Origin of the sequence: Streptomyces sp. NPDC012637 (assembly GCF_042954805.1) — a bacterium.
In the GTDB taxonomy this organism is placed as follows: Bacteria; Actinomycetota; Actinomycetes; order Streptomycetales; family Streptomycetaceae; genus Streptomyces.
On sequence record NZ_JBIBDS010000018.1, the window covers coordinates 18794 to 30331 of the forward strand.

Genomic DNA, 11538 nt, shown 5'->3' on the forward strand with positions numbered 1-11538 from the left:
CCGTCGATCACCCGCCCGTACCGCGACAGCCTAACGGCCGAGCGGGTGGCCCGGAGCGTCAGATCAAGGGCAGTGGCCGGGGCCCGGCGTAGTAGGCGGCTCGCATGATCTCCTCCATGTCGTCCAGCATCGGCATGCGCGGGTTGGCCGGGGCGCACTGGTCCTCGTAGGCGTTCAGCGCCTGCTCGGGAAGAGCCGTGATGAAGGCCGTCTCGTCGATGCCCAGGGCGCGGAAGGACGGTTCGATTCCGACGGCGTCGCGCAGGCGTTCCACGGCGGCGGCGTACGAGGCGACGCCTTCGGCGGCGGTGGAGGCCGGCAGCCCCAGTGCGCGGGCGATGTCCTGGAAGCGCTCGGGCGCCCGGTAGCTCTCGTACTTGGGCCATCCCGTCGGTTTGCCGGGAACCGTGCCGTTGTAGCGGATCACGTGCGGCAGGAGGATCGCGTTGGTCCGCCCGTGGGCGACGTGGAAGGTGGCTCCCAGGGTGTGGGACATCGCGTGGACGATGCCCAGGAAGGCGTTGCCGAAGGCCATGCCGGCGATGGTGCCGGCGTTGTGCATCTTCTCCCGGGCGAGCGTTCGCGGTGCGTCCTGGCCGGTGACGGCGGCTTCCAGGTTCTCGAAGATCATCTTGACGGCGTGCAGGGCCAGGCCGTCGGTGAAGTCGTTGGCGTAGACCGAGACGTACGCCTCCGTGGCGTGTGTGAGGGCGTCGAAGCCGCTGTCGGCCGCGAGCGTCGCCGGCAGGTCGGCGGTGAGTGCCGGGTCGACGATCGCGACGCTGGGGGTCAGGGCGTAGTCCGCCAGCGGATACTTCTTGCCGGTCGCCGGATCGGAGATCACCGCGAAGGGGGTGACCTCGGCGCCGGTGCCCGAGGTGGTGGGGACGCAGACCAGCCGGGCCCGCTCGCCGAGCACCGGGAAGCGGAAGGCGCGCTTGCGGATGTCGGAGAACTTCTGCCGCATGTCGGCGAAGTCGACGTCCGGCTGTTCGTACAGCAGCCACATCACCTTCGCCGCGTCCATGGGCGACCCGCCGCCCAGGGCGATGATGGTGTCCGGCCGGAAGTCGCGCATGAGGGCGGCGCCGCGCCGTACGGAATCGATGCTCGGCTCCGGTTCGACGTCATCGATGACCTGGATGGTGACGGGCCGCTCCCGCTGCTGCAGCACGCGGCTGACGCGGTCGACGTATCCGAGCCGGGTCATGGTGGCGTCGGTGACGACGGTGACGCGGTGGACCTCCGGCATCGCAGCCAGGTAGCGGATGGCCTGCGGCTCGAAGTAGATCTTCGGCGGGACCTTGAACCACTGGAGGTTGTTCTGCCGTGTGGTGAGGCGCTTGATGTTGAGCAGCTGGGCGGCGGAGACGTTGTCGGAGACGGACGTGCTTCCCCAGGAGCCGCAGCCCAGGGTCAGGGAGGGCAGCAGGCGGTTGTAGACGCCGCCTATCGCGCCCTGGGAGGAAGGGGAGTTGACGATGATCCGCACGGTCTTCATGCGGCGGCCGTAGCTTTCGGCCAGGGCCGGGTCGCCGGTGTGGATCACCGCGCTGTGTCCCTGCCCGTGGAAGGCGACCATGTCGGCGGCGAGGTCGAAGCCCTCCTCGGGCGAACCGGCCCGCAGCACGGTGAGAACGGGGCAGAGCTTCTCCCGCGTCAGCGGCTCGCCGGGTCCGACGCGGCTCGCCTCGGCGAGGATGAGGGATGTCCCCTCGGGGACCGTGAACCCGGCCTGCTCGGCGATCCAGGCGGGGCTCCGGCCCACGGCCGCCGGATTGACGCGGCCCTGCCGGCCGGCCGGGTCCGGCGGGAAGAGGTAGGTCTCCAGCCTGCTCTTCTCCTCCGCCGTCGCGAGGTACGCGTGCAGGCGCCGGAACTCGGCGAGGGCCTCGTCGTACACCTCGGTGTCGAGGATGACCGCCTGCTCGGACGCGCAGATCATGCCGTTGTCGAAGGACTTGGACAGGACGAGGTCGTTGACGGCCCTGCGCAGGTCCGCGCTGCGGTGCACATAGGCCGGTACGTTGCCGGCGCCGACGCCCACGGCGGGCTTGCCCGCCGAGTAGGCGGCCTTGACCATGCTGTTCCCGCCGGTCGCGAGGATCAGGGCCACGCCCGGATGGCTCATCAGGAGTCCGGTGGCCTCGATCGAGGGGGCCTCGATCCACTGCACGCAGTGCTCGGGCGCTCCGGCGGCGACCGCGGCGTCCCGCACGATGCGCGCGGCCTCGGCGCTGCACGCCTGCGCGGAGGGGTGGAAGGCGAACACCACCGGATTGCGCGTCTTCAGTGCCAGCAACGCCTTGAAGACGGTCGTGGACGTGGGATTGGTGACCGGCGTGACCGCGCAGATCACGCCGACGGGTTCGGCGATCTCGATGATGCCCTCGATGTCGTCGCGGCCCACGACACCGACCGTCTTGGCCCGGGACAGGCTGTGCGTGACGTGCTCGCAGGCGAACATGTTCTTCGCGGCCTTGTCCTCGAACACGCCGCGACCGGTCTCCGCGACCGCCAGCCGCGCCAGGACGGTGTGCTGGTCCAGGGCTGCCACGGAAGCCTTGGCGACGATGTGGTCGACCTGCTCCTGCGTGAAGGACTCGAAGTCGGCGAGCGCCTTGGCGGCGTTGTCGACGAGTTCGTCCACGGCGATCCGCGCGTCGGAGGGGAGGTCCCCGTCGGAGGTGTCGCGGCGGTCACTGGTCACCTGAGTCATGGATAGCTCCCTGGATGCGGGGGATCGGCCGTCACGGAGTGTCTGCTCGTCCCGTCAGCTGCAGCCTTCCGCCCGAGATGCCCGGGGCGAAGGTCCCGAAGGTCCCGGTGAGGGGCCCGATGGTCTCCGGGATTTCCCGGTCAGACGTTCTTGCGGTCCCACTCGGGGGCGACCCGCGCCCATCCCCGGCCCCACCGCGCAGCGCGGAGCCGCTCGTAGCGCCGTCGCACGAGCCGGTGGACGGCGAGCACCAGGAGACCGAGGCTCACCGTGACGGCGAGTGCGGCCACCGCGGCGTCGAACCGTGCGGCGGCCGACCCCAGCGGGGCGGTGGTCATCGCCCCGTCCTCGTCCGTCCACACCGGGACACGTGCTCCGCGCTCCAGGTGGCTTCCGACCGGCACCCGGGCTGTGTGCGTGGTGCCGTCGGGCGCGGTCCACCGGGCGGTGGCCCGGAGGCGTATGCCGCCCCTGGCCGCGGGGGCGGGATCCTCCACCAGCACCGCATCGGTGAGGTGGCGCTCGGTCCGCTGCTGGGCCCGCCCCTCCAGCACGGCCTCCCAGGCCACCGCGCCACCCAGCGGCGCACCGATGAACCCGGCCGCGCCCAGGACCAAGAGGATCCAGCCCTCCACCGCGTGGGAACGGTGCCGCAGCGCGTTGCGCCGCCACCGCCACAGCCGCACCCTCCTGACGCGCACCGTGGCGCCTTCCTCTTCCCGGTCGGCCGGGCGCCCGGCTCTCATCGGGGGTCGAGCAGGGCGGCGACGTACTGGGTCAGGTCGGCGAGACGGTTGGTGTAGCCCCACTCGTTGTCGTACCAGCCGAAGACCTTGACCAGGTTCCCGTGGGCCTGGGTCAGGGGGGCGTCCACGATGCAGGAGGCGGGGTCGCCGACGATGTCGCGCGAGACGATCGGGGCGTGACTCACGCGCAGGATGCCCTTCAGCGGCCCCTCCGCGGCTTCCAGGAAGGCGTAGTCGACGTCCTCCACGGACACCGGCTGCTCGAGGACGAGGGTGAGGTCCGTCAGCGAGCCGTCCTCGACCGGGACGCGCACGGCGATGCCGTCCAGGGTGCCGGCGAGGTCGGGGAGCACGAGTCCGACGGCGCGGGCGGCGCCGGTGCTGGTCGGGATGATGTTCACGGCGGCCGTACGCCCCCGGCGCAGATCCTTGTGCGGACCGTCGAGCACGACCTGGTCGTTGGTGTAGCCGTGGATGGTGGTCATCAGTCCCTTGACGATCCCGAAGCGCTCGTCGAGCACCTTCGCCATCGGGGCCACGCAGTTGGTGGTGCAGGACGCGTTGGAGATCACGTGATGCGCGTACGGGTCGTACGCGTACTCGTTGACCCCCATGACGAGGGTGGCGTCCACGTCCTTGCCGGGCACCGAGAGCAGCACCTTGCGTGCACCCGCCCGCAGGTGCCGACCCGCGTCCTCCCTGGTGCGGAAGCGGCCGGTGGCCTCGATGACCACGTCCACTCCGAGGTCGCCCCAGCGCAGGTCGGCCGGGTCTCGCTCGGACGTGACGGCAATGCGGTGCCCGTCCACCGTGATGGACTCGTCGTCGTGCTCGACGGTGCGGCCGAGCCTGCCGCAGGTCGAGTCGTAGGCGAGCAGATGGGCCAGCGCGGCCGGAGAGGCGAGGTCGTTGACGGCCACCACCTCCACCGGGGTGCCGCAGGCGGCCTCCGCACGTTCCATGACGCAGCGCAGGTAGTTGCGCCCGATACGTCCGAAGCCGTTGATTCCTATGCGTACGGTCATCTCCGCCCGCCCTCCCAGGGGTGCCGATCAGGTGGTGTCAGCCTGCGGGCTCCGCCTCGCCGGGGGGCAGGGGCCGAACGGAGATGCCCCAGGGCCGTTGGGCCTTCGTCTCCCGCACGTGCCGAGGGGCCCGCCGGATCACGGGCCGAACGGCCCGTGATGCAGGTCCTGACCGGTTCTGTCCTCTCCTGGCGCCTCGCACCACTCTGGAAGCAGCGACGAACAAGAGGAGCAGGCCATGAAGGCAGCAGTGGTGAAGGCCCTGGGAGAGCCGCTGGTGATCGAGGAGCGTCCCGATCCCCTCCCCGGCCCTGGGCAGGTCCGCATCCGTGTCGAGGCGTCCGGGCTGTGCCACACGGACATCCACGCGGCGCACGGCGACTGGCCGGTCAAGCCCACGCCCCCGTTCGTCCCCGGACACGAGGGTGTCGGCATCGTCGAGGAACTCGGCGCGGGCGTCACGCACCTGTCGGTGGGGCAGCGCGTGGCCGTGCCCTGGCTGGGCTGGGCCTGCGGACGGTGCGAGCACTGCCTGTCCGGCTGGGAGACCTTGTGCGAACAGCAGGTCAACACGGGTTACGGCGTCGACGGCGCGTACGCCGAGAAGATGCTCGCGCACGCCGATTTCGCGCAGCCCGTTCCCGACGGCATCGACCCTCGCGAGGCGGCACCCCTGACGTGCGCGGGAGTCACCACGTACAAGGCCCTGAAGGTGGCCGGCATCGGACCGGCCGACCTCGTGGCGATCTCCGGCATCGGCGGACTGGGGCACCTGGCCGTGCAGTACGCCAAGATCGCCGGCGCGACGGTCGCCGCGATCGACATCTCCGACGACAAGCTCCGGCTCGCCGCCGAGCTCGGCGCGGACATCCTCATCGACGCCCGCAGAGAGGACCCGGCGGCGGTGCTCCAGCGACATGGCGGAGCCCACGCGTCCCTGGCACTGGCGGTGAGCGAGGAGACCTTCGCGACCGCCCTGGCGGGTCTGCGCCGTGGCGGCAAGCTGGTCATGGTGGCCCTGCCCGCGGACGGTGTCGTCCAGGTGCCGGTCTTCTCCACCGTCCTCGGCGGGACGTCCGTCATCGGCTCGATCGTCGGCACCCGCCAGGACCTGGCCGAGGTGTTCCAGCTGCACGCCGCCGGACGCACCCGCGTGATCTACGAGACCCGGCCGCTGTCGTCCGTCAACGAATGCATCGACGAGGTGCTCGACGGCCGGGTCAAGGCACGCATCGTCTTCGACATGTGAAGTACCCCGGCCTCCCTCGAAGTGGACGCCCTCACATCCGCGCCCCCGAGACCCGTTCCCCGCTGCCGGGGACGGAGACCGTGACGCCGTGGGCAGCGGGCAAGAGCTGATCAGGCGAATGGAGATGAGAACCGTGGTGAAGCACCGGACGGTGGGCGAGGTGATGACCGGCGAAGTGGTCCAGGCACACCCCGGCACTTCCTTCAAGGAGCTCGCCCGCCTGCTGACCTCCCACCACATCAGCGGCCTGCCGGTGGTGGACGACGACGACAAGGTCATGGGCGTGGTCTCGCAGACCGACCTCACCCGGCGCCAGGCGGCGCGCGGCCGGACAGGGTCCGGCCGGGACCGCGTGCTGCGGGTCCTGCGGTGGCTCGCGCACGCGCGACCCACCGCAGGACCGGCCCTGACGGCCGGCGGACTGATGACCAGTCCCGCGGTCACGGTGCATCCCGAACAGCGCGTGGTCGACGCGGCGCGCATCATGGAACGCCGCCACATCGACCGGCTGCCCGTGGTGGACGAGGAGGACCGCCTCATCGGCATCACCACACGCCGCGACCTCCTGCGCGTCTTCCTGCGTACCGACGAGGAGATCCACGAAGCCGTGGCCGACATCGTGTACCCCCACGGTCCCGCACACGACGCCGGCAGGCTTCACATCGATGTGCGGGACGGGATCGTCACCCTCGCGGGCGTCGCCGGACGGGAGATCGACACCACGGCTCTGGTCCGGGCCGCCTGGCGGGTCGACGGCGTCGTCGGCGTGGTCAACCGGCTGACGGCCGACAGGCGGGGCGACTCGCCTGTGCCGCGGATGCCCCCTTCTCCTTGAAGATGCCCGAAAGGCGGACGGAGGGGTACGGGGCCGTTTGCTGCGCAGCCGGTCGGCATTCAGCGTGGCACGATGCGGACGGTGGGATCATGCCGGCTGCCGTCCGTTGTTCCAGCTCCAATCGGTGACTTCGGGCAGGTCGGTGCCGTGTTCGCGGATGAAGGCGTGGTGGCGGGTGCGGGCGTCGGCCATGGTCTGGCGCACGCCCGCGGCTCGTACGGCAAGGCCGGGCACGCGGTCGATCACGTCCATGACGAGGCGGTAGCGGTCGAGGTCGTTGCGCACGACCATGTCGAAGGGGGTCGTGGTGGTGCCCACCTCCTTGTAGCCGCGTACGTGCAGGTTCGGGTGGCCGGTGCGCCGGTAGGCGAGACGGTGCACGAGCCAGGGGTACCCGTGGTAGGCGAAGATCACCGGCTTGTCGCGGGTGAACAGGGCGTCGTATTCCGGGTCGGTCATGCCGTGGGGGTGTTCCTCGCGGGGCATGAGCCGGGTCATGTCGACGACGTTCACCACCCGTACGACGAGCTGAGGGAGATGGTGCCGCAGGAGGCCGGCCGCCGCGAGGATCTCCTGGGTGGGGACGTCACCGGCGCAGGCCAGGACGACGTCCGGGTCGCGGGTCCCGTCCTCGGTACCTGCCCATTCCCACACTCCGGCGCCGCGGGCGCAGTGGGCGCGGGCGTCGTCGAGGGAGAGCCAGTCGAAGCAGGGCTGTTTGCCGGCGACGATCACGTTGACCTGGTCGCGGCTGCGCAGCGCGTGGTCTGCGACGGTCAGCAGGGTGTTGGCGTCCGGCGGGAGGTAGACGCGGACGACCTGGGGGCTCTTGTTGAGGACGTGGTCGACGAATCCGGGGTCCTGATGGGAGAAGCCGTTGTGGTCCTGGCGCCACACATGGGACGTGAGCAGGTAGTTGAGTGAGGCGACAGGTGCGCGCCAGTGCAGGGCCCGGGAGGTCTTGAGCCACTTGATGTGCTGGTTGACCATGGAGTCGACGATGTGGACGAAGGCTTCGTAGCAGGAGAACAGCCCGTGCCGGCCGGTCAGCAGGTAACCCTCCAGCCAGCCCTGGCAGGTGTGCTCGGAGAGAATCTCCATGACCCGGCCATGCCGGTCGAGGTGCTCATCGGTCTCCAGGACCGGGCCCTGCCATGCCTTGCCAGTGGCCTCGTACACCTTCTGGAGGCGATTGGAGGCCGTCTCGTCGGGACCGACGAGGCGGAAGTCGCGGCGCTCGCCGGTGGAGACCATGACGTTCTCCAGCAGGTCTCCGAGTACCGCAGTCGGCTCGTGGCGGGTCGCGCCGGGCTGGTCCACAGGGACGGCGAAGGGTTCGAGCTGAGGCAGGGGCAGGTCCCGCAGGAGGAGGCCGCCGTTGGCGTGGCGGGTCGCACCGAGCCTCCGTAGGCCCTCCGGGACGCACTCCAGCACCTGGGGGCTCGGCCGGCCGGTCTCGTCGAAGAGCTCCTCGGGACGGTACGAGCGCAGCCATGCTTCCAGTTGGGCCCGGTGGCCGTCGTCGTCACGGACGCCCGCCAGGGGCACCTGGTGGGACCGCCAGGTGCCCTCGACGGGGACGCCGTCGACCGTGGCGGGTCCGGTCCAGCCCTTCGGCGTGCGCAGGACGATCACCGGCCAGCGCGGCCGTCCGACGGGGGCACCGGTCCGGGCTTGCTGCTGGATGTGCCGGATGTGGTCGAGGGCTGTGTCCATCGCGGCGGCCATGGCCCGGTGGACCCGGTGCGGGTCGTCGCCGGTGACGTGCAGGGGGTCGTGGCCGTAACCCCGCAGCAGCTCGTCGAGTTCCGCCTCCGGCAGCCGTGCGAGCACGGTGGGGTTCGCGATCTTGTAGCCGTTGAGGTGGAGGATGGGCAGGACCGCTCCGTCGTGGACCGGGTCGAGGAACTTGTTGGAGTGCCAGGAGGCGGCGAGCGGTCCCGTCTCCGCCTCGCCGTCTCCGATGACGCACGCCACCAGCAGGTTCGGGTTGTCCAGGGCGGCGCCGTAGGCGTGCGACAGGGAGTAGCCCAGTTCGCCGCCCTCGTGGATCGAGCCGGGGGTCTCGGGCGCCACGTGGCTCGGCACCCCGCCGGGGAAGGAGAACTGCCGGAACAGCCGCGCCATGCCGTCCTCGTCGCGGCTCACATCAGGGTAGATCTCGCTGTAGCTGCCTTCCAGCCAGGAGTTGGCGAGGACGGCCGGCCCGCCGTGTCCGGGCCCCCAGACGCACAGCGTGTCGATGCCGTGCCGCTTGATGACGCGGTTGAGGTGGGTGTGCACGAGGTTGAGGCCCGGGGAGGTGCCCCAGTGCCCGAGCAGCCGCGGCTTGATGTGCGCCGGTTCCAGCGGCTTCCTCAGCAACGGATTGTCCATCAAATAGATCTGGCCGGCCGACAGGTAGTTGGCGGCCCTCCAGTGCGCGTCGAGCGCACCGAGCTCCTCGTCGGTCAGCGGTACGCCTTCAGAGCGCTCGTCCTCGCGCATGCTTCCTCCGTCGTGTGTGGTCGCGGGCGGCAAGCGGGGCGGCGGGCCGGCGTGGCCGAAGCGTGCGACATCCCGCGTCGCGGGCACGCGAACCCCTCAGGACCGCCCGAGGGCACGCGCCCCACGCGATTCCACGGGTCCTGGGTCCCATGGCCGTAAACACGCCTGCGGTCCAAAACGCTGACACAGCAGAAGCGCCGCAGTAAGGGCCGGATGGGTCACTTCAGCAGTTCCCTCGTGCTGTCCCGGCTGACCACGGCCACGTGCCTGTCCTGTACTTGTCCCTGGCTCCATTCCCGGCCTGGCCCTGGACCGAACGGCCCTTCGCGGATGTCCGGACGTCCCGGATGGATGGTGGTGAGGGGGACCGGTCGCCCCGCTGCGACGGCCCCGTCGGCTCTGCCGGGAACAGTCTGCGCCGGACAGGCTGAGAGCGATCGAGGAGGAGTTCCCATGAGCGGTCTCAAGACCAGCCAGGCAGTCGACGTCCAGGTCCGCAGCCGAGGACAGGTGCCCCGAGGCGCGGCCACCTACGCGCGGGAGAAGGTGCTCGCGACCATCGACCACGTGAGCGAGCCGGTGCTGGCCGCCCAGGTGAAGCTCATTCAGGCGGTCCGTTGCTCGGCGGCGCGCCCCGCCACGGCCCAGGCCGTGGTCGATGTGAGCGGTCGGCCGGTACGTGCCCACGTGGCGGCGAGCACCATGTTCGAAGCGGTCGACCTTCTGCAGGAGCGTCTGACCGTGCGGCTGGCCCGGGCACGGCGGTACGGGCCGCGCGGGTCCTCCGGCGCCGTCCAGGAGGCGTGGTGGGACAGCGCGGGCCACGAGCACCGTCCGCACCGTCAGCACCTGCCGGCCGAGGAGCGCCGCATCGAGCGGTACAAGTCGTTCAGCCGGAACCGGCAGACGCCCGAGGACGCCGTGATCGACCTGGAGGCCATGGACTACGACTTCTGGGTCTTCACGGACCTGACCTCCGGGTACGACAGCGTGGTCTACCGCGACGTCCGCACCGGCCGCCACCGCCTGGCATCGCTGGGGCCCGTGGGCGAGGAGCCCCAGGCCGAGGGGCTGCTGAGCGTGAGCACGGTCCCCGTGCCGGTGAGCACGGTGCCCGAGGCCGTTCAGCGGCTGAACCTCACCGGACTGCCGTGGGTCTTCTTCGCCGACACGGCCACCGGCCGGGGCAGCGTGCTCTACCACCGCTACGACGGCCATTACGGGCTGATCACCCCGGCCCGGTAGAGCTCCCACCCTCTGGCCGGAAGCACCAGGCTTCCGGCCCGCCCCCTCGCTTCCCTGCCGGCCGCCGTGAACAGCCGAACAGCCGGCCTGTTCGCCGCCGACAAGTACCGCTCACCTGCGGAGGGGGCCCGGCCTTCGCCTGGTCCGCGGTTGTTTCTCCGACGGAAACGTCCCCTTACACGGAGGATTTCATGTCACAAGGTACGGTCATCGCCGCTGTGGACGGCTCGATGGAGTCGCAGGCTGCCGCGCAGTGGGCTGCCCGAGAGGCGCTGCTGCGGGGTCTGCCCCTGCACATCGTCCACGCCTGGCAGGACTGGTCGCCGGGCTTCACCCACGCCCCGTTCACGGGTGCGGACACCGCATCCGGCGAAACGACCATCACCCGGCACTGGGCCGAGCGTGTCCCGCGTGAGGCGGCCGAGCGGGTGCGAGAGAACCATCCTGGTCTGCGCGTCAGCGTCGAGCAGGCTTTCGGCCGCCCCGTCGAGGTGCTGCTCGCCGCGGCGAACAGGGCGGAGGTCCTGGTTCTGGGTTCGCGAGGGCTGGGCGCCTTGGGCGGCCTTCTGGCCGGATCGGTGTCACTGCCCGTCATCGCGCACGCCGAGTGCCCGGTCGTCGTCGTGCGGGCCGGCGAGCGGGCCGAGGACGAGGAGCAGCCCGGGGACGGCCCGATCGACCGGGCGCGGTACCTCGATGTGGTGCTGGGGCTCGACCTCACCCGGCCGTGCGACGAGCTGATCGAGTTCGCCTTCTCCTCCGCCGCCGCACGCGGGGCCGCCCTGAGGGTCGTCCACGGGTGGGACGTACCGATCGTCTTCGGCCACGACCCCGAAGCCGTCGATCCCGGACACGGCATCGCGATGGGACTGCGTGAAGCAAGTGTGCTCGCCGACGTGCTGCGGCCGTGGCGGGGCAAGTTCCCGGAGGTCGACGTCAAGGAGCAGTGTGTGGTGGGCGGGGCGGCTGACCACCTCGTGGACGCCTCGAAGGACGCCTCACTGCTGGTCGTGGGACGGCGTGTACGCCGCTCGGCGATCGGCCCGCGCATCGGCCCGGTCACGCACGCGGTGCTGCACCATGCCGCGGCGCCTGTGGCGGTGGTGCGGCACCTCTGACCGTCGCTCGCGGTCGGCATGACCTCGCTGGAGTCTGCCGGGGCCCGGGGGGGGGGGGGGGGGCGCCGCCCCGCGGGGGGGCCCCCCCCCCCCCCCCCCCGCCCCCCCCCCCCG

The 11538-nt window shown here is 71.0% G+C and carries 8 protein-coding genes; 4 read left to right on the plus strand and 4 right to left on the minus strand.

Annotated elements, in window-relative coordinates:
* Positions 1-58: 58 nt before the first annotated feature.
* The 3 genes from adhE to gap all read right to left on the minus strand — a co-directional run bounded on the left by adhE (position 59) and on the right by gap (position 4490).
* A complete protein-coding gene (gene adhE / locus ACFY8W_RS37650; RefSeq protein ID WP_391115685.1) occupies positions 59-2719 on the minus strand; it encodes a bifunctional acetaldehyde-CoA/alcohol dehydrogenase in 2661 nt (886 codons plus the stop codon).
* A 140-nt stretch (positions 2720-2859) separates the two neighbouring features.
* On the minus strand, positions 2860-3420 hold the full coding sequence (locus ACFY8W_RS37655) for a hypothetical protein (RefSeq protein ID WP_391115686.1): 561 nt from the start codon (positions 3418-3420) through the stop codon (positions 2860-2862).
* 41 nt (positions 3421-3461) lie between these two features.
* Positions 3462-4490: a type I glyceraldehyde-3-phosphate dehydrogenase gene (gene gap / locus ACFY8W_RS37660; RefSeq protein WP_391115687.1), complete on the minus strand. Its 1029-nt coding sequence runs from the start codon at positions 4488-4490 to the stop codon at positions 3462-3464.
* Between the two features lie 238 nt (positions 4491-4728).
* Here gap and adhP point away from each other — a divergent pair, with 238 nt between their 5' ends.
* Entirely contained in the window at positions 4729-5739 is a 1011-nt protein-coding gene (gene adhP, locus ACFY8W_RS37665; protein ID WP_391115688.1) for an alcohol dehydrogenase AdhP, read from the plus strand.
* Positions 5740-5863: 124 nt separating this feature from the next.
* Positions 5864-6574: a CBS domain-containing protein gene (locus tag ACFY8W_RS37670; RefSeq protein WP_391115689.1), complete on the plus strand. Its 711-nt coding sequence runs from the start codon at positions 5864-5866 to the stop codon at positions 6572-6574.
* A gap of 87 nt (positions 6575-6661) precedes the next feature.
* Here the strand turns inward: ACFY8W_RS37670 and ACFY8W_RS37675 are convergent, their stop codons facing one another.
* Positions 6662-9061, minus strand: a complete 2400-nt coding sequence (locus ACFY8W_RS37675; RefSeq protein ID WP_391115690.1) for a phosphoketolase — start codon at positions 9059-9061, stop codon at positions 6662-6664.
* A 453-nt stretch (positions 9062-9514) separates the two neighbouring features.
* Here ACFY8W_RS37675 and ACFY8W_RS37680 point away from each other — a divergent pair, with 453 nt between their 5' ends.
* Both ACFY8W_RS37680 and ACFY8W_RS37685 read left to right on the plus strand, forming a co-directional pair.
* Positions 9515-10306 carry a sigma 54 modulation/S30EA ribosomal C-terminal domain-containing protein gene (locus ACFY8W_RS37680; protein WP_391115691.1) on the plus strand — a complete coding sequence of 264 codons (792 nt, stop codon included), beginning with the start codon at positions 9515-9517 and terminating at the stop codon, positions 10304-10306.
* Positions 10307-10497: 191 nt separating this feature from the next.
* Positions 10498-11424: a universal stress protein gene (locus ACFY8W_RS37685; RefSeq protein WP_391115692.1), complete on the plus strand. Its 927-nt coding sequence runs from the start codon at positions 10498-10500 to the stop codon at positions 11422-11424.
* The last annotated feature ends 114 nt before the right edge of the window (positions 11425-11538 follow it).